Here is an 18,668-nt window from a genome sequence, read left to right on the forward strand (position 1 = left end):
GTACATATCCATTCCTGCGGTAACGGCCACTTAGGGTTCCGCTCTGACAGCGGCTCACTTTTGAAAGGAGCCGGAATGCCGGCCCAGCCAAAAGTAAGCAAAAGGCTCTTGCCCCACCACTCGGCACCTCGCTTAGGCTCGGTGTGCCCGAAATCCACCGGCATCCCTGCCGGTTTACCCCCCAAATCCCTGTCGAATTCCGGCCAGCGTGGTTTAACGGGGCGCCTGAGATCAAGATCAAAAGCAGATCAAGAGCGGCTCGCTTCGCATCGTGGTTACCGTTGGCTGCAACAACCTCCAAGGTTGTGTAGATACCTATGCTGCGATGGCGATGTATCAGCCACTCATGTGCAAGCTGACCCGCCGTTATCGCAGGCAAGCCAGCTCCCACATTTGGACTGTGTTGTGTCAGGGATAGTCTAGAGCTTCACCACCTGATGCACCTGCTCGGCACAGGCCCGAGCTTCTTCAATCATCTTGCCGAACGCATCGCTGGTGACTTCGGCATGGGTCAGCCAACGTTTTTTCTGGCTCAGGCGATAGTGATAGCGCAGTGAGCCGTCTTCCAGTTTTCCGTCCAGGTCGAGGTCGTACCAGGGCGAGCGCACCTTGCAGCCGGGGATGGCTTTTTCCATCTTCCCGCCTGCCAGGGTGTAGGTGTAGTCATAGGTTTCGGGGTTGCCCAGGTAGAGGTCGGCCTGTTGCCCCTGGCGACGATAGTTGACGTAACCTTCCCAGCGGTCTTTCAAGGACGGGTCGGTGTAGACATAGTCATTGGCCAGTTTTTCCAGGGCGCGCTGATCGTTCATGCGGGCGCTGACGCTGTAGCCGTCATGTACCACAAAACTGGTGGGGTCGCGGGTGATCTGGCAGTCGCTGATGTCGTTGCCGAAGTTGGCGCAGATGTTCTGGTCGGTGGCGGTGGTGCCTTGCTGGCGGTCGGCGACGCTCAGTTGCATCAGCGGCAGGCGGCTGAAGGTAATAGTCGCCTTGACCGCGCCATCTCCCTCTTTGCCGTACTGCACCTGTTTGTCCAGGCGTATCGAGACTTCGGGGCGTTCCAGTGGGATGTGTTCTTCGCGCACTTGGCCCTGGGCGTCGTTGACCAACACCCAGCGGTCCTGAATATCGGGCATGGTCTGGCCAGGGGCGAAGACCGGGTTGGTCGGGTCAAGCCACCACACCTGGCCATTCACTTCGGCACGCACGATGGCGTGGTTGGGCGCCTGTGTGCCAGGAATCAGCAGGGCATCGACCACGTCGCCACGGCTGACCCACGCGGTCTCTGCCTTGATGCCGCTGGCCTTGAGCATGGCCGTCAGCAGGGTCGCCAGGTCCTTGCAGTCGCCGTAGCCGTGCTGCTCGATTTCCACCAGGCTGAACGGCACATAACCACGCTCGCTGGCGCGCCAGTCGCCCAGGTAGCGGTAATGATCATTGATGTGCTGCATCAGCGCGGCCACTTGCTCAGCCGGCGCCAGGCTGCGTGCGGCGGCCACGGCGGCGGCGGCTTGCGCCGGCAGGTTGACGCCGAGGATCTGGTTGTAACGCTGGGCAAAATCACCGAAGTACGCCTGGCGGTCCACGGCGCTGCCTACTTCCAGGCGTGGGACGCGCAGCAGCGCGGCGGCGGAGGATTCATTGATGTAGTTGAGGTAGATCGGCGCTTTAAGCGCCACGTCCAGGGTTTTGCCGTTGCTCGAAGGGGTCACGTTGAAGGCGTCGAACATTTCACTACGCCACTGGAGCGGGCGTTCGGCGGTAAAGCGCGCCTTGAAACGATCACGGCGGGCCGCGCCGGGGCCGAACTTGAGCACGTAATGGAACTGGCTCATCAGCGGTTTGGCCGGATAGTGGTGGCGTACGGTGTAGCGGATCTTTGTGCCCACGCGCAGGTTGGGGAAGGCCAGGGAGGTTTGCTTATCGCGGCTGAAACCCTGGTCTGGGTTGGGCGCGCTGCGGGTATCGATTTGCGTGGCGGCGAGGGCGACCGGCTTGGCGCCAGGCTGGGTGGACTGGGCGCTGATCACTTCAAAGGTATCGCCTTCGGAGTAATCGAAATCGATGCGCGAGAGCATTTCGCGGCCGTTGGGTTTGAGGATCGTGTAGCGGTAGGTGGTGGTGCAGTCGGTGCTGGCGTCGCGGTTGAAGTGGCAGTGCAATTCGGTGTCGTTGGCCAGTGGGGCTTCGGCTAGGGGTTGCAGTGCAGCGCTGACGGAATGGGAAACCAGCCCCAGACTGATAGCAATCAAAGGGCGGTGAAACGAAAAACGGTACATGGGCGCCTCGGGTGACACATTGAAACAGCTACCCGGCGGGTAGCGAGAAGGCGCCGGATGATAATGGATCTCAACGGCAAAGGCCAGGATTGTTCGACAATTCTTAAGCCTGAAAGGCCCGTGCTAGAGCCTTTACTTGATTTAGATCAAGGTTTTTATGCCGCCATCGCGGCGCGTCCTTAGAGAAACCAGCGATATTCGTGCGCATGAATTTCTTGCTGGAAAGCCAAGTGATCCTGGCGTTTGTTCTCGCAATACACGTCGACAAATTCCGCGCCCAGCTTGTCGCGCAGTACCGGTTGCTGCTGCATGGCACGCACGGCGTCGAGCATTTCCACCGGGAAATCGGTGCCGCTGTTGCGGTCTTCGTTCAGTGGTGCGATGGGTTCACGCTTGGTCTCAAGGCCATGCTCCAGGCCCACCAGGATCGCCGCCAGCACCAGGTAAGGGTTGGCATCGGCGCTGGCCAGGCGGTGCTCGATCCGCAGGTTGCGCGGGTCGGACTCGGGGATGCGCACACAAGCATCGCGGTCTTCAAAGCCCCAGCTCGCCCGCGTCGCAGCGTTGACCGTGCCGCCCAGGCGGCGGAAGGCATTGTGGTTGGGCGAGAAAATCGGCATGCAGTGGGGCAGCAATTCCAGGCAACCGGCTACGGCGTGGCGCAATGGCTGCTGCTGATGGGCCGCGAGCAAGTTATTGCCCGCTGCGTCGTAAAGGCTCACATGCACATGCATGCCACTGCCGGGAAATTGCAGGTAGGGCTTGGCCATGAAGCTGGCGCGGTAACCCTGCTTGAGCGCCACGCCACGGGTGCTGCGGCAGAACAGGGCGGCCCAGTCGGCGGCGCGCAGGCCGTCGTCGCAGTGGCCGAAGTTGATCTCGAACTGGCCGGGGCCGATTTCGGCGGTGATCACCGTGATGTCGATGCCTTGGTCCTTGGCGGTTTGCGCCATGTCGTCGAGCACGTCGCTGAAACGCGACAGCCGTTCGATATGCAGGTTGGGCTGGTCGTCGGCATCCCCGCTGAGCGGGTCGCGGGCAAATTGCGGCAGGCCGTTTTCCAGCTGTTTATCGAACAGGTAGAACTCCAGCTCAAACGCCACCACGGGGTGAATGCCCTGGTGCTGCAAGCGTTCCAGCACTTTGGCCAGGACTTCGCGGGGTTCGAATTCGATGGGCGCTTGGGTGCCGTCCGAGGTGATGAGCATTTGCCCCAATGGCTGCGACTCCCAGTTCACCGGCTTGAGCGTGCCCGGCACCAATCGGCGGTTGGCGTCCGGGTCGCCATCGTTGAAGCAGTAGTCGCCAATCTTGAACAGCCCACCCTGAGCCCCCAGCAATACCGCATTCTGCGGCAGCTTCAGCGGGCTGCCGGCGGCGACTTTCTCAAGCATCTCCACCGGGTAGCGCTTGCCATAGAAATGCCCGGGAATATCCAGGGCGATCAGGTCGACATAGCGCACGTCGGGATGGTTCTGGCGAAAGCTGCGTACTTCGGCCAGCAACGTGGAGGATTGGCTTTTCACGGGTGCAGCTCCTAGTTGTAAACCCACAAGACGCGGGCGGGCAGGTCGGTCAGGTTGGCGTAGCGGCAGTGGGCGAAACTGGCGAGGTGGAAACTGTCGCCGGGGCCGAGGGTGACCGGATCGGCCTCGCCATCCACCCACAGGGTCAACTCGCCTTCGAGCACAAAACCAGCCTGTTCGGCGCGGTCGCTCATAGTCTGTTCGCCGCTGTTGGCACCGGGTGCCAACAGGCTGTCGAGCATCGAGAACGCGCCGTTCATGCTCGGCGACACCAGGATGTCGGTGATGCCATTGGCGTAATACACCGTGCGCCGCTCGTTGGGGCGGGTGACCCAGTCCACCGCTTTGGGTTTGGGCAGGCTGTAGAAATAGGTGGTGGGTACGTCCAGGGCGTGGCTGATGGCGGTTAAATCGGCCACAGTCGGGCGCGACAGGCCACGTTCTACCTGGGACAGAAATCCCACCGACCGTTCGATTTTTTGCGCAAGTTGGGCCAGGGTGAGCTTCTTGTGCTTGCGCAGGTCGTGGATCAGCGCCGCGAGGGTGGCGAGTTCTTCTTGTGGGGTCATGAAATTTATATTGAATAATTTCATGAAAAATTACACGATTATTTTCACGCTCGCAAACCCTATGCACAAACTTTTGTGGCGAGGGAGCTTGCTCCCGCTGGGCAGCGAAGCGGCCCCAACCCGTTCACCGCATGCGTTCAGTGGATGCGCGGTGTGGCTTTTTGGGGCTGCTGCGCAGCCCAGCGGGAGCAAGCTCCCTCGCCACAAAGGATTGGGAAATATGGGGAAACTGTATTGAGCAGGGACATCTCAGGTGCCTGCTAGGTTGAATGGACCATTCAACCATTCAGGGGAGCAAAGGATTGCTTCACAAACCCAATTCTCATTTGTTACGACGTGGCCGTTATTCAGAACCTGGCCGAGCTTATTTGGTAACTGCCGTGGTTTATCAACGTCGCCCGGTGTTTGCCGATCTTTACCTGGGGCGGCTATTGGTTGCCGAGCTTAAACGAGCCCATGACCTTGGACTGGTCAACTCGCTGGCCTGGGTCATTATGCCGGACCACCTTCACTGGTTATTTGAACTGCGAGACGCGACGCTGCCTGAGGTGATGAAACGAGTGAAGTCGTGCAGCACACTGGCCATCAACCGAGCTCGTCGTACACACGGAGCTTTCTGGCAGTACGGCTATCACGATCGTGCGGTGCGGGCCGATGAAGACCTTATCAAGGCTGCTCGCTACATCATCGCCAACCCACTGCGAGCCGGACTGGTCGAGCATGTTGGCGACTACTCACTCTGGGACGCCGCCTGGCTATAACGACGTACCCCTTGTGGCGAGGGAGCTTGCTCCCGCTGGGCAGCGAAGCGGCCCCAACCCATTCACCGCATACGTTCAGTGGATGCGAGGTGTGGCTTTTTGGGGCTGCTGCGCAGCCCAGCGGGAGCAATCTCTGGCCACAGGAAACAAGGCTGAATGATTGCGCGCCGCCGCGGTCGGAACCTGAGTACGCACCATTAATTGAAGGAGCACCCATGAAGTCGAAAACCTTAGCCGCTTGCTTGCTGGTCGCTGCCAGCTTTTCCACTGTCAGCGCTGTAGTGCAGGCCGGCGATACCCCTCAGGAAACCGTGCAACCTTCAAACATCAACGCTCGCGACTTGAAAGAGGGCGACCGTGCGCCGGATATCCTGATGCGCAAGGAGTCGGCCATCAGCGATTGGAAAAAACACGGCCTCAAGCAGCCTGAAGAAGAAAGCCAGTGGGCGCGTGTAGGCGACAAGTACGTCCTGCTCAAGACCACCAACGGCACCATCCTCGAGATTACGCCAGTCAAGAAATAATCCCGCGGGGGCACCTGCTCGTTTTATGTTTCTTGCGTTAAGGTAACCGACCGCGATGGTCGCGTTACCTTTGAAGAACGAGAGCAGGATGCTTGCCACCATAAGAAACTACCCCCGCACCGTGAACCTGTTGCTGTGCGCCACGTTGCTGCTGACGCTGGCCAAGGCCATCACCTTTCCTTACCTCGTGATCTACCTCACCAGCCATTTCGCCTTGGACATTACCCAGGTCGGCCTGGTAATCGGCAGTTCGCTGATCGTCGGTTCGCTACTGAGTGTCTACGGCGGTTTCCTGGTCGACCGCATCAATAGCTATCGGCTGTTGCTCGGCTTGAGCCTGGTGTTTGTGCTGGGGTTTATCGGCACGGTGCTGGCGCAGAATATCTGGGCATTCTATGGCTGCTTGATCCTGATCAACCTGGCCTATGCCGTCATCGATATTGCGGTGAAAGCCGGCTTCGCCAGCCTGCTGCCCGAAGACGCGCGCAGCGAAGTGTTTTCCATCAAGTACACCCTCACCAATATCGGCTATGCCGTAGGGCCGTTCTTTGGCGCGATGGTGGCCAAGCTGGATATCAGCCTGCCGTTTATTCTGTCGGCGCTGTTGGGGCTGGTTTTTTTTCTGCTGTATGGGCGCTGGGGTGACCGTAACTTGGCCACTGTGGACACCACGCAAAAGCCGGTGCCGTTTCTCGCCGTCGCCCGCGTTTTGCTGCAGGACCGTCGCCTGGTGTGCTTCACCCTCGGCGGTTTACTCAGCGCGGTGGTGTTCGGCCAGTTCACGGCCTACCTGTCGCAGTACCTGGTGACCACCACGACCGCCGAATACACCTACACGGTGATCAGCGCGGTGCTGACCACCAATGCCGTGCTAGTGATTGCCTTGCAGTACTTGATTGGCCGGCGCATCTCGCACCGTTACCTGAGCCAGTGGCTGATCGCTGGCTTGAGCATGTTCATGCTGGGGTTGATCGGATTCGGGCTGTCCACCAGCGTGGTGGGCTGGGTGCTGGCGATGGCGGTGTTCACCGTCGGGGAGATCATCGTGTTCCCGGCCGAGTACATGTTTATCGACCGAATTGCCCCGGACCACCTGCGGGGCATGTATTACGGGGCGCAAAACCTGTCCAACCTCGGCGCCGCGTTGGGGCCGGTGCTGTGTGGCCTGGTGTTGGCCAGCCTGCCAGCCCATTACATGTTCTACATGCTGGGGGCGTTTATCGTTGCAGGCGGAGTGTTTTATTTCATGGGAGCGGCGATAAAGGCAGATCATCCAGCGTGAGCTTGCCGACGTTGTTGCTTTGCAGCTCGTAGCGCAATTCATCCACCATTTTCGCCACTTCCTGCGGGGTCTGCAGGCGGTTGGTGCTGATGCCGGTCACCACCAAGTCGACACGACCGGTCTCGGCGTCGTAGACCTTGAGGGTCAAGGACGCGTCCCGGCACAGGGTGAATTCGCACGTCAGCGGTGACAGGCCTTCTTCGATGCAGTTGCGCAGTTGAGAGAGGGTAAACATGCGGGTTCCTTCTAGGCATAAATACGATCCCTTGAAGGTTATTGCTTGCACCGCCGCTCAATAAGGCGAATTCGCACTAGTCGCACTAGTGCATTTGCAGGGTCAGGGTTTGTTTTTCAGGCGCAAATCACCGGCAAACAGCCCGCGTTCACGGGCCCAGACGATCGCTGCACTACGGCTGTGCACCCCCAGCTTGGAATACACCGTGGCCACATGGTTACGCACGGTGTTGGGCGCCAGTTTCAGGCGCGAGGCGATCTCTTTGTCCGCCAGGCCCTCGCAGATCAGGCCCAACACATCGCGCTCGCGGGCGGTGAGGTCGGTGAAGGAAACGTTCGGCAGGTTGGGGCTGTTGACGCTCTTAGCGTTGGCCAGCTTCTCGATCAGGGTCTGGCTGAACCAGGACGCGTCCTGCATGACTTCCTCGATGGCCGCCACCAGTTCCAGCTCCGAGCGTTTGCGCTCGGTAATGTTCATCAGCACCATCAGGTAGCAGGGTACGTCCTCAATAACCACGGTGTCGGCGGACACCACGCAGTCGATCACCTCGTTGCCTTTCTTGCGTACCTTGAGGTCCTGGCCTTCAAGGTTGCCGGCTTTTTCCAGGGTGGCGAACAACTGCGCGCCGGCCTGGGGGCTGTCGATGAAGTTGATGTCTTCGATGGATTTGCCGATCAGTTCTTCGCTGATGTAGCCGGTGATGCTCATGAAGGCTTCGTTGATGTCCACCACCTGGCGGTTGTCGGCACTGCACACCAGGGTCGGCACGGGCGTCAGACGGAAGGATTTGGCGAAGCGCTCTTCGCTCTGGCGCAGGGCGATTTCGGCTTTGCGCCGCGGCTCAAGGTCCGTGAAGGAAAACAGCATGCAGTCTTCCTCGTTCATGTCCAACGGTTGGCCGGCGACGATCACCAGTTTGCTGCCACCTTCGGGCAGCCTCAGTTCGGCCTGCATCTGCGGGATGGTCGCGCCTTCGCCCAGGCGCTGGATCGCCAGGTCCTTGCGCTCGGCCTGTTCCAGCACATCCAGCTCATACACGGATTTGCCGATGACCTGGTCGCGGTTATAGCCGGTCATCTCCAAAAAACCCTGGTTGACCTTGATGTAGCGCAAGTCGCTGAGGCGGCAGATCACGGCGGGCGCCGGGTTGGCGTTGAAGGTTTTCTCGAAGCGTTGCTCGGCGCTGGCCCATTCGGTGGCGTCGCTGAGGATCAGCACCAGCAACTCCGGCTCACCCTGGGCGTCGGTCAGCACCAGGCTGCGCAGGCGATGCACCCAACTGCGGTGTTCGTCGTCGGCGGGTGTGACCTCCACCACCACATCGCTGAACTCTTCACCGGCGGCCACGCGGCTGAGGGGGTAGCTGTCCAGTGCCAAGGGGTGGTTGTTGCGGTAGCGCAGGGCAAAGCGCTTGGCGTACGCCTCGGTATTGGCGCCCAGTTCCTTGACCTCGCTGACCCCATGCATGGTCAACGCCGCTTCATTGGCCCAGAGAATGGTCTGGTCGACCTCGGCCAGGATCACACCGTCGGACAGCCCGGAGATGATGGTTTGCAGTTGGCGGCGGTTGGTTTCTTTGGCGAGAACATCCTGGGTCATAACGTCTCCGATTAGGGCAGGGCAAGGCACATTGGGTTACGACATCCCGGCTTCAGGATAGTGCAGAGTAATTGCCTACGGGGCAGTGCGAATGCACCAGGCTGCCTGGTGCATATGGGCCAGGACTGAACGTATGTCGTTTCGCCACACTCACACCCATCAAGGCGCATTGCCTTGCTCCTCAATTTGAAAAGGACCTTTGTATGACCACTGTCTATGAATCCAATCGATCGCTGTTTCGTGTGTCGTGGAGCTCGGTATTGGCCGGTAGTGCAATCGCACTGGTCACCTACCTGGTCTTGAGTGTGTTGGGCACCGCCATTGGCGCCAGTGCCGTTGACCCGATGGAAGCGGGCAACCCGTTGAGCGGTTTTGGCACGGGTGCGGGTATCTGGTTGTTTGTATCGACACTGGTCGCCATCGCATTGGGCGCGTTCGTGGCCGGCCGCACGGCACCGGATCGTGGCGGCCTGCATGGGGTGCTGACCTGGACCCTGACCACCTTGCTCACCACTTGGCTGCTGGCGGGCCTGGCGTCCAGCGTGGTCGGCACTGCCGGCAACGTGGTGGGCAAAGGCCTGTCCGCAGCTGGCAGTGGCATTGCTGCCGCCGCGCCGGGGATTGGCAATAGCATCAAGCAGCAGTTGAACGAGCAGGGCATCGAGCTGGACTGGAACAGCCTGCAAGGCCAACTGGATACCTTGCTCAAGCAGAGCGGCAAGGCTGAGCTGGACCCTGCCAATGTTGAGCAAAAAGCCGATCAGGCAGCAGCCGATGGCAAGCAGTCGGCCACCGATGCAGCGACCAACCCTGCCCAGGCCGGTGATGAGCTCAAGCAGTGGTTCGAACGTGTGAAAGCGTCCGGCGAGCCAGCCCTGAATGCAGCGGATAAAGAGGCGCTGGTCAACATCGTCGCGGCCCGCACTGGCAAGAGCAAAGAAGAAGCCACCCAGATCGTCGACAACTATGCCCAGGCTTATCAGCAAGCCATGCAAAAGGTCGATGAGCTGAAAAAACAGGCGGAACAGAAAGCCCGTGAAGCCGGTGAAGTCGCAGCCAAGCAACTGTCCCGCGCGGCCTGGAGCACCTTGGCCATGCTGCTGTTGGGCGCGGCCTTGAGCTTCTTTATCGGTCGTATCGCGCTGACTACCCGTCGCGTGCCCTTGGCTTAAAACTGTCTGCGGCAAGGACGCCGCCTGTGTGAAGGGGTAAAATGCTGGCATTTTACCCTTATCCCACAAAGGTGCCCCTTGAGCGCAGGCAAAGCCGTCGGACTGTTATTACTCACTTCCCTGTTGGCGGCGTGCGGCACCTCGCCGCCACGCACGCCCAACGACCTCTGCGGTATCTTGCGCGAAAAAGACGACTGGTACGACGCCGCCAAAGTCACGCAAAAGCGTTGGGGCGTACCGATCCAGGTGCCGTTCGCGATCATGTATCAGGAGTCGGGCTTTCGCCACGACGCCAAGACCCCGCGTAAATACCTGCTGTGGATCATTCCCTGGGGCCGCGTCTCCACCGCTTCCGGCTATGCCCAGGCCAAGGATGAAGTGTGGAACGACTACCGCAAAGCCACCGGCCGCAGCGGCGCTGATCGCGAAGACTTCGACGACGCCATCGACTTTATCGGCTGGTACATGGACAAGACCTACACCATCAACGGTGTCTACAAATACGACGCCTATGGTCAGTACCTGAACTACCACGAAGGCTGGGGCGGCTACCGCCAGCGCACCTACGCCAGCAAAGCCTGGCTGCCACCGGTGGCAAGCAAGGTGCAAGCGCGTTCGCAGATGTATGCGCGCCAATATGCCGGGTGCAAGGATGAGTTGGGGCGAGGGTTCTGGAGCCGGTTCTGGCATTGGTTGTAAAGGCTTCTGGATGCATGCAGATTCAATTGTGGGAGCTGGCTTGCCTGCGAAAGCGGTAGTGCAGACACAGATGCATTGACTGACACGCCGCCTTCGCAGGCAAGCCAGCTCCCACATTGGATTGTGTTAACGCGGCTGTATGCATTCCAGCGAACGGTTCACCATCACGCTGGCCATTCCCCTGCACTTGCCAAACCCATCCGATTCTGGGAAAACCCCAGCCCTTCACCCCTTCAATGAGAACCCCATGAGCAACGACGAACTGCAGGTCACCGACATCCGCCTGGGCGACGGCAAAGCCGTGGTCAAGGGCGCGCTGATCACCACCCAATACACCGGCACCCTGGAAGATGGCACGGTGTTCGATTCCTCCTGGGAGCGGGGCAAACCGTTCCAGTGCGTGATCGGCACTGGCCGCGTGATCAAGGGGTGGGACCAGGGCTTGATGGGCATGCAGGTTGGCGGCGTGCGCACGTTGTATGTACCGGCGCACCTGGCCTATGGCGAGCGCTCGATGGGCGCGCATATCAAACCCAACAGTAACCTGCGTTTCGAGATCGAATTGTTGGAAGTGCTGACGCGGGATGATTGAGGTGGCCGAACATGGACGGTGCTTGGCGTTATGCGCAGGCGCTGCCTGAGCGCTTCAGTTCTGGCTCTTCAACCCTGATCCCAAACCTGCCCGACAGCTCATTTCGCCCCTTGGGCGTCACCGCCAGCGCCCGGCTATCAAGGTCCTGGATAACCCATTTGCGGCTGATGACGGCCTGTAGCACAGCGGCCCCCAGTGCGCCGGCGAGGTGAGGGCGGCGCATGCTCCAGTCCAGGCATGCGCAAGCGAAACGACGCCGCTGCGCCCTTACGGTTTCTACCTCGATACCGAGGCCTGTCATCGCTTTTTCGCCCTCCACGCTGAGCTGATACGTACCGTCACCCGCGTCCGACATGCTCAGCCAGCCGGAGTCGAGGAAATAGTCGTGCAGTTGTACCGCCAAGGACCCCGCCATGTGGTCATAACAGGTTCGCGCGAGCTGCAACCGACTGGGGGTAGTCGAAACAAACCCGGTCTGAGCGTTTCGGCTGATCACCATGAGGGCTTCGATTGCTTGGGCCACGTGCGCGTCTGTCAGGCTGAAGTAGCGGTGCCTGCCCTGGGTGTGCAGTTTTATCAAACCGTCCTCTTTCAGCCTTGCCAAGTGCGCGCTCGCCGTAGAAGCACTGACGTCGGCGATGACGGCCAGTTCGGTACTGGTGCGGGCGTGGCCGTCCATCAGCGAGCACAGCATTTTCGTCCTTGCAGGTTCGGCAATCGCGCCGGCGACACGCGAAATGGCGGTGTCATTGCTTTGGGAATCCATATTTCGTTCCTGAGCGAATTGTCGGTGTGACGGTTGTTCGATAGTAGCCGTTCTTTGCGAAAAGGACTGCCAAAATGACGCCGTTTGAAGCCGTTACCCATGCCGACCCCTACGATTATTACGCACGCCTCAGACGACACAGTGAACTGGTCTTTGATGCAGATCTTGGTTTATGGATTGCCAGTGGCGCCAGCGTTGTCGAGGCCATCCTGGAGCATCCCGACTGCCTTGTACGCCCACTGCACGAGCCGATTCCAGCGGCCATTGCTCAAGGCGCGGCAGGCGATATCTTTGGTCGTTTGATGCGTATGAACGAGGGGGCGCAACACCGCTGCCCCCGGATGGTTATCGAGCCGGCCTTGGGCTCGTTAGGAACCGAAAATCTCGCAGGCATTGTGGCGCAGGTTGTCGAGACATTGGATGACCCCGTCGGTAACCCGAACGAGTGGATGTTCAGGTTACCGGTTTCGGTCATTGCGACCTTGATAGGTTTTGCACCCAGCCAGTTGCAGGAAGTCGCGCAACTGACATGGGAGTTTGTCGCCTGCCTATCGCCATTGAGCGACGAAGCTCAACTCAGTGCAGCCCATTGCGGGGCGGCTCGGCTGAGGCAGATGTTTCAGGTGCTGCTGAGTAACGATGATAAGGGCAGCGGCGTGTTGGAGCGTCTTTATGGCGAATACCAAGCCTCAGCCTGGAAAGACGATGAGGCGTTGATAGCGAATCTGATTGGGCTGTTGTCACAGACCTGCGAAGCCACTGCCGGCCTGATCGGCAACACCCTCATAGCGCTCCAACGAAACCCTGACCTGCAAGCTACCCCGATGCGCGTCGCTGAGTGGGTGGCAGAGGTAGCGCGCCACGACTCACCGGTACAAAACACCCGGCGCTTCGTTGCACAGCGCTGCACGATTGGCGGCAGCGTTCTAGAGGCGGGCGATACCGTTTTACTATTGCTTGCTGCTGCCAACCGAGATCCCGCCGTCAACCCAGACCCCGACAGCTTCTTGCTCAAACGAACTCAACGACGAACCTTCAGCTTCGGCGCAGGCAGGCATCAATGCCCAGGCCAGCCCTTGGCATTGGCTATTGCCTCAGAGGTGATTTCGGCATTCTTGCATCGACGGCCAGACTTATCTGCCCTTGCTTATCGCTGGGATTATCTGCCTTCCCTTAATGGCCGCATCCCGAGGTTCTACCGTGATGAGGAGACTCAACAATGATCGCTGTTATTTTTGAAGCCTGGCCACATGAGGAGCACTACCAGCGTTATCTCGACCTCGCTGCCGAACTCAAGCCTCTGCTCGCTCAAATCGATGGCTTTATTTCAGTTGAGCGTTTCCAGAGCCTGAGTGAACCTTCAAAACTACTCTCCCTATCATTCTGGCGTGACGAGGCAGCCATTCAGCAGTGGCGCAGCCTTGAGCTACATCGAGCCGCTCAGTCAACAGGCCGTCGGCAGGTTTTTGCTGACTACCACCTGCGCATTGCCCAGGTGGTGCGCGATTACAGTCTCGAGGACCGTGCTCAAGCGCCGACCGACAGCAGGCAGGCGCATGAGTAAAAGCAGCACACCGCCTTCTGTAGGAGCGAGCCCGCTCGCGAAAAACTCGAAGGCGCCGCGTTCACACAGCAAGCACGCGTTATCGTTGGCGTTTTTCGCGAGCAAGCTCGCTCCTACGGTTGTTACCTGAACCCATCCTGAAGAATTTTCTTATTCACCATGCAGGCACTTTCCTACGGTTTACTCCGCCAACATCGGGGCGTAAGCTTCGCGCGTTTTCATCAATAGCGGAGACCCTCAGTGGGTACTTGTTCGAGTGACAGTCGTCGGCCGGTTTCGGTAACCGGCCTCTTGGCAAGGTAACGCGCATTTTCCAGATGCCGTTGTCTCGCCTCACAAAGCGAGAAGCGGCATCCCGGCGGTGGCCAGTCCTGGCGCCTGCCTGATTCCCTCTCATCGACGCTGACCAGCACCTGGGTAACGCCTGGATGCTACGGACGCGCCTGCCTGTTACGGCGGGCGGGCCAGGTTCGGCTGTGCCTGTGTGACGGGCGCGGTGTGGACGGGCAGTACCTGCACGACGGTTTTTCCTCGCGCAGGAGTTACACCATGAACCTCACTTTGCTCAAAGAGTTCTTCGCCGGTTTCCTGCGGACCCGGCATATCGCCCGGCATTTTCGCCGCCTGGCGATGCTGGAGACCGTGACCGACGCCAGCGTCAGCCGCGAAGTACCGCCTAGCCTGGCGCAGACACTGGTGGCATCTGCCAACCGCAGCACCGTGCAATTGCTGGGTGTACTGGGCAGCCACGCCGAGGGCCTGAACACCCAGGAAGCCGACGCCCTGCGTATGCAATACGGCCTCAATGAAGTCGAGCACGAGCAGCCGCTGCCGTGGTGGGTGCACCTGTGGCATTGCTACAAGAACCCTTTCAACCTGCTGCTGACCCTGTTGGCGGTGATCTCCTGGCTGACCGAAGACATGAAGGCCGCCACGGTGATTTTCTCCATGGTGGTGCTCTCGACCCTGTTGCGCTTCTGGCAGGAGGCCAAGTCGAACAAGGCCGCCGATGCCTTGAAGGCCATGGTGAGCAATACCGCGACGGTGCTGCGCCGCGATGCTGCCAAGCGCATTGAACTGCCGATCAAGCAACTGGTGCCGGGCGATCTGATTGTGTTGTCGGCCGGCGACATGATCCCCGCGGACTGCCGCGTGCTCAGCGCCAAGGACTTGTTCGTCAGCCAGGCGGCGATGACCGGTGAATCCATGCCAGTGGAGAAGTTCGCCCACCAGCAGGACGCCCACACACGCAACCCGCTGGAACTGGAGAATATTCTGTTCATGGGCACCAACGTGGTGTCCGGCGCCGCCACGGCGGTGGTCCTGGCCACCGGCAACAGCACGTACTTTGGTGCCCTGGCGCAACGCGTCACGGCGACGGACCGTGCGACCACCTCGTTCCAGCAGGGGGTCAACAAGGTCAGTTGGTTGCTGATTCGCTTTATGTTCGTGATGGCGCCGCTGGTGCTGTTCATCAACGGGTTCACTAAAGGCGACTGGACCGAGGCGTTGTTGTTTGCGCTGTCGATAGCGGTGGGCCTGACCCCGGAAATGCTGCCCATGATCGTCACCTCGACCCTGGCCAAGGGTGCGGTATTTCTGTCGCGCAAGAAGGTGATCGTCAAGCGCCTGGACGCGATCCAGAACTTCGGCGCGATGGACGTGCTGTGCACCGACAAAACCGGCACGCTCACCCAGGACAAGATTTTCCTGGCGCGCCATGTGGACGTGTGGGGCCAGGAAGCGGACGACGTGCTGGAAATGGCCTACCTCAACAGCTACTACCAGACCGGCTTGAAAAACCTGTTGGATGTGGCCGTGCTTGAGCATGTGGACATCCATCGCGAGCTGAAAGTCGGCACCGCGTTCCACAAGGTTGACGAGATTCCCTTCGACTTCAACCGCCGCCGCATGTCGGTGGTGGTGGCCGAGCAGCACCAACCGCACCTGTTGATCTGCAAGGGGGCGGTGGAAGAGATTTTGTCGGTATGCAACCGCGTGCGCCATGGCGACGTCGATGAAGTGCTGACCGACGAACTGCTGGCGCGCATTCGCCAGGTGACCGCAGCCTTTAACGAAGAAGGGCTGCGGGTGGTGGCGGTCGCGGCGCAGCCGATGCAGGCAGGACGAGACACCTACACCCTGGCCGATGAGAACAACCTGACGCTGATCGGCTACGTGGCGTTTCTCGACCCACCCAAAGAGAGCACCGCACCCGCCCTCAAGGCCCTGAAGGCCCACGGCGTGGCGGTCAAAGTGTTGACCGGCGACAACGAACTGGTCACGGCGAAGATCTGCCGCGAAGTGGGCCTGGAACAACAAGGCTTGCTGATGGGCAACGACATCGAAGCCATGAGCGACGCCGAACTGGCCCTGGCCGTGGAAACTACCAATGTGTTTGCCAAGCTCACCCCCAGCCACAAGGAACGCATCGTGCGCCTGCTCAAGGACAACGGGCATGTGGTGGGCTTTATGGGCGATGGCATCAACGATGCTCCGGCGTTGCGCACGGCGGATATCGGTATTTCGGTGGACAGTGCGGTGGACATCGCCAAGGAAGCGGCCGACATCATCCTGCTGGAGAAGAGCCTGATGATCCTGGAAGAGGGCGTACTGGAAGGCCGGCGCACCTTCGCCAACATGCTCAAGTACATCAAGATGACCGCCAGTTCCAACTTCGGCAACGTGTTCTCGGTGTTGGTGGCCAGTGCCTTCATCCCGTTTTTGCCGATGCTGCCGATGCACCTGCTGGTGCAAAACCTGCTGTATGACATCTCGCAGATCGCGATTCCGTTCGACAACGTCGATGACGAGATGCTTGCCACGCCACAACGCTGGCAGCCAGGCGAGGTGGGGCGCTTCATGCTGTTTTTCGGGCCGATCAGTTCGATCTTCGACATCACCACGTTCGCACTCATGTGGTATGTGTTTGATGCCAACACGCCAGACCACCAGACGCTGTTCCAATCCGGCTGGTTTGTGGTGGGGCTGCTGACCCAGACCCTGATCGTGCACATGATCCGCACCCCGAAAATCCCGTTTCTGCAAAGCCGTGCAGCGCTGCCGTTGATGCTGATGACCGGCGTGATCATGGCCGTGGGGATTTTCCTGCCGATGGGGCCGTTGGCGCATTACTTCAAATTGCAGGCGCTGCCGTCGCTGTACTTTGTGTTCCTGCCGGTGATTTTGCTGGCGTACATGGCGCTGACCCAAGCGGTGAAAGGCTACTACATCCGCAGGTTTGGCTGGCAGTAGTGAGTGCCATGCAACACCGCAAACCCTGTGGGAGCCGGGCTTGCCCGCGATGGCGGTGTATCAGTCGCCAGATTCATTGGCCGGTGTACCGCTATCGCAGGCAAGCCAGCTCCCACAGGAACCCACGGTGTTTTCCAATTTGTCGCTGCATTCATGGAGATTTTTTATGCAGGCAATCAACAACATCAACCTCAACTCCCTGGTCGACACCGTCGTCAGCCTCAGCGCGGCATTTATCCTCGGTGGCTTGATCGGTTTCGAGCGCCAATATCGCCAGCGCACCGCGGGGCTGCGCACCAATGTGCTGGTGGCGGTAGGCGCGGCGATCTTTGTCGACATGGCCAACCGGCTCGGTGGTGCGGAAGGCGCGGTGCGCGTGGTCGCTTACGTGGTGTCGGGCATCGGCTTTTTGGGGGCGGGTGTGATCATGCGGGAAGAGGGCAATGTACGCGGGCTTAACACTGCCGCGACCCTCTGGGCTTCAGCGGCGGTGGGCGCCTGTGCCGGCGCCGACCTGATCCTTGAGGCATTGCTGGGTACGCTGTTTGTGCTGGCGGCCAACACCTTGCTGCGGCCGATCGTCAATAACATCAACCGCCAACCCTTGGACGTGGTGTCGGCAGAGGTTACCAATATCCTTTACGTGATTGCGCGACGCAGTCAGCAACAGGCCGTGATGGTGTTGCTGGAAGCCGAGTTGGCACGCTGCAACTACCCAGCCAGTGATGTCGATGTGCGGCCGTTCGGCAGCGACGAAGTGGAAATCGAGGCCATCCTGGCCGCCACGTCGGTGGATGGTGATGAGCTGGATGCACTGGTAGCGCGCCTCTCAACTTCAACCCTGGTGGTACAGGCTTTCTGGAGCCCGAGTACTACCGACTGACCCTGATGAGTTAGCCAGGATTGGCTAAGCTTGATTGTGGAAAAATCCTACATCTAGTCCGGATTATCCCTTCAGTTGAAACATCATTGCGTTGCTAAGGTTGGGCACTTGCGGCTGTTGGGTCATTGAGGTCCGGCGTCCGTGATTATGCTGAGTTAATTGAAGGGGCCAGACACGGCTTGGTTACCGTACTGATAAGGCAGCGCCGCTCGTCGGAACTGTCATTTCTCACAGGTACCCAGATCCGGTGTGATGTGTAAGGGTATTTTGTCCACATAGGGAAGTTTTATGAGCAAAGCATTAATTGTGGATGACCATCCGTTTATCCGGGCGACGGTCAAACACCTCTTGCAGTTGGAGGGTTTTGTTGAAATTTTTCAGGCAGGGGATGGCGCAGATGCCATGCAATTGGCGAGGGAGCAACGTCCCGAGCTGATCATCCTCGACCTGGCGATGCCTAAATTAGGCGGGTTGGAGGTCATCAGCCGGATCAAGGCGTTGGGCTTGCCGTGCAAGATTCTGGTGTTGACGTCCTACCTGGCAGTGTTCTTTTCCACCCGCTGCATGCGCGCCGGCGCCATGGGGTTCGTCGCCAAGACCGGCGAACTGGATGAGCTGCAAAAGGCTATCAAGGCGATCATGTCGGGCTACAGCTGCTTCCCCAGTTTGCCGACCAGTTCGGTGCGGCGCGACGATTTGCAAGAAACAGAACGGCAGATGATCGAATGTTTGTCTGACCGCGAACTCACCGTACTGCAAATGCTCGCCCTAGGGTTGGGCAACAAGGAAATCGCCGAGCAAATGCTGCTGAGTCACAAGACCATCAGTACCTACAAGACTCGACTCAAGGAGAAGTTGCGAATGTCCTCGGTAGTGCACTTATCCAAGTTTGCCCAGCGCAACCATCTGATCTGATCTGAAATGATCGCCACCGTGTTTATCAGGTTCGTCACGATCCTTTG

General features: G+C 59.5%; 17 protein-coding genes. 11 read left to right on the forward strand and 6 right to left on the reverse strand.

Going from position 1 to position 18,668, the window contains the following annotated elements:
• Nucleotides 1-419: 419 nt before the first annotated feature.
• The 3 genes from E1K68_RS10500 to E1K68_RS10510 all read right to left on the reverse strand — a co-directional run bounded on the left by E1K68_RS10500 (nt 420) and on the right by E1K68_RS10510 (nt 4,374).
• Nucleotides 420-2,279: a DUF3857 domain-containing transglutaminase family protein gene (locus E1K68_RS10500; protein ID WP_212614047.1), complete on the reverse strand. Its 1,860-nt coding sequence runs from the start codon at nt 2,277-2,279 to the stop codon at nt 420-422.
• Nucleotides 2,280-2,458: 179 nt separating this feature from the next.
• Nucleotides 2,459-3,805, reverse strand: coding sequence for a glutamine synthetase family protein (locus E1K68_RS10505; RefSeq protein ID WP_192002579.1), 1,347 nt, complete (start codon nt 3,803-3,805; stop codon nt 2,459-2,461).
• Between the two features lie 11 nt (nt 3,806-3,816).
• On the reverse strand, nt 3,817-4,374 hold the full coding sequence (locus tag E1K68_RS10510; RefSeq protein WP_034135280.1) for an XRE family transcriptional regulator: 558 nt from the start codon (nt 4,372-4,374) through the stop codon (nt 3,817-3,819).
• Between the two features lie 269 nt (nt 4,375-4,643).
• On the opposite strand from E1K68_RS10510, the gene E1K68_RS10515 reads away from it, so the two are divergent.
• The 3 genes from E1K68_RS10515 to E1K68_RS10525 all read left to right on the forward strand — a co-directional run bounded on the left by E1K68_RS10515 (nt 4,644) and on the right by E1K68_RS10525 (nt 6,941).
• On the forward strand, nt 4,644-5,135 hold the full coding sequence (locus E1K68_RS10515; RefSeq protein ID WP_052224669.1) for a transposase: 492 nt from the start codon (nt 4,644-4,646) through the stop codon (nt 5,133-5,135).
• A gap of 215 nt (nt 5,136-5,350) precedes the next feature.
• Nucleotides 5,351-5,659 carry an RcnB family protein gene (locus E1K68_RS10520; RefSeq protein WP_003190352.1) on the forward strand — a complete coding sequence of 103 codons (309 nt, stop codon included), beginning with the start codon at nt 5,351-5,353 and terminating at the stop codon, nt 5,657-5,659.
• Nucleotides 5,660-5,747: 88 nt separating this feature from the next.
• On the forward strand, nt 5,748-6,941 hold the full coding sequence (locus E1K68_RS10525; protein ID WP_034135282.1) for an MFS transporter: 1,194 nt from the start codon (nt 5,748-5,750) through the stop codon (nt 6,939-6,941).
• Here E1K68_RS10525 and E1K68_RS10530 read toward each other — a convergent pair.
• A complete protein-coding gene (locus E1K68_RS10530; protein ID WP_003190355.1) occupies nt 6,904-7,176 on the reverse strand; it encodes a DUF1652 domain-containing protein in 273 nt (90 codons plus the stop codon). The two genes, E1K68_RS10525 and E1K68_RS10530, sit on opposite strands and share 38 nt — an antisense overlap.
• A gap of 102 nt (nt 7,177-7,278) precedes the next feature.
• Entirely contained in the window at nt 7,279-8,775 is a 1,497-nt protein-coding gene (locus E1K68_RS10535) for a helix-turn-helix transcriptional regulator (protein ID WP_212614048.1), read from the reverse strand.
• 203 nt (nt 8,776-8,978) lie between these two features.
• Here E1K68_RS10535 and E1K68_RS10540 point away from each other — a divergent pair, with 203 nt between their 5' ends.
• The 3 genes from E1K68_RS10540 to E1K68_RS10550 all read left to right on the forward strand — a co-directional run bounded on the left by E1K68_RS10540 (nt 8,979) and on the right by E1K68_RS10550 (nt 11,238).
• Nucleotides 8,979-9,947, forward strand: coding sequence for a hypothetical protein (locus E1K68_RS10540; RefSeq protein WP_003190360.1), 969 nt, complete (start codon nt 8,979-8,981; stop codon nt 9,945-9,947).
• A 78-nt stretch (nt 9,948-10,025) separates the two neighbouring features.
• A complete protein-coding gene (locus tag E1K68_RS10545; RefSeq protein ID WP_003190361.1) occupies nt 10,026-10,646 on the forward strand; it encodes a hypothetical protein in 621 nt (206 codons plus the stop codon).
• Nucleotides 10,647-10,893: 247 nt separating this feature from the next.
• A complete protein-coding gene (locus E1K68_RS10550) occupies nt 10,894-11,238 on the forward strand; it encodes an FKBP-type peptidyl-prolyl cis-trans isomerase (protein ID WP_003190363.1) in 345 nt (114 codons plus the stop codon).
• A gap of 28 nt (nt 11,239-11,266) precedes the next feature.
• Here the strand turns inward: E1K68_RS10550 and E1K68_RS10555 are convergent, their stop codons facing one another.
• Nucleotides 11,267-12,004, reverse strand: a complete 738-nt coding sequence (locus tag E1K68_RS10555; protein ID WP_212614049.1) for a winged helix-turn-helix domain-containing protein — start codon at nt 12,002-12,004, stop codon at nt 11,267-11,269.
• 74 nt (nt 12,005-12,078) lie between these two features.
• On the opposite strand from E1K68_RS10555, the gene E1K68_RS10560 reads away from it, so the two are divergent.
• The 5 genes from E1K68_RS10560 to E1K68_RS10580 all read left to right on the forward strand — a co-directional run bounded on the left by E1K68_RS10560 (nt 12,079) and on the right by E1K68_RS10580 (nt 18,621).
• A complete protein-coding gene (locus tag E1K68_RS10560) occupies nt 12,079-13,227 on the forward strand; it encodes a cytochrome P450 (RefSeq protein WP_212614050.1) in 1,149 nt (382 codons plus the stop codon).
• A complete protein-coding gene (locus E1K68_RS10565) occupies nt 13,224-13,568 on the forward strand; it encodes an antibiotic biosynthesis monooxygenase (protein ID WP_057710142.1) in 345 nt (114 codons plus the stop codon). Before E1K68_RS10560 ends, E1K68_RS10565 begins: the two co-directional genes overlap by 4 nt.
• 549 nt (nt 13,569-14,117) lie before the next feature.
• A complete protein-coding gene (mgtA, locus tag E1K68_RS10570; RefSeq protein WP_094775428.1) occupies nt 14,118-16,823 on the forward strand; it encodes a magnesium-translocating P-type ATPase in 2,706 nt (901 codons plus the stop codon).
• A 166-nt stretch (nt 16,824-16,989) separates the two neighbouring features.
• Complete coding sequence (locus E1K68_RS10575; RefSeq protein ID WP_003190369.1) at nt 16,990-17,706, forward strand: MgtC/SapB family protein; 717 nt, start codon at nt 16,990-16,992, stop codon at nt 17,704-17,706.
• A gap of 288 nt (nt 17,707-17,994) precedes the next feature.
• Nucleotides 17,995-18,621 carry a response regulator transcription factor gene (locus E1K68_RS10580; protein WP_003190370.1) on the forward strand — a complete coding sequence of 209 codons (627 nt, stop codon included), beginning with the start codon at nt 17,995-17,997 and terminating at the stop codon, nt 18,619-18,621.
• Nucleotides 18,622-18,668 lie beyond the last annotated feature (47 nt).

This window comes from Pseudomonas sp. B2021 (genome assembly GCF_018135665.1).
GTDB lineage: Bacteria > Pseudomonadota > Gammaproteobacteria > Pseudomonadales > Pseudomonadaceae > Aquipseudomonas > Aquipseudomonas lactis.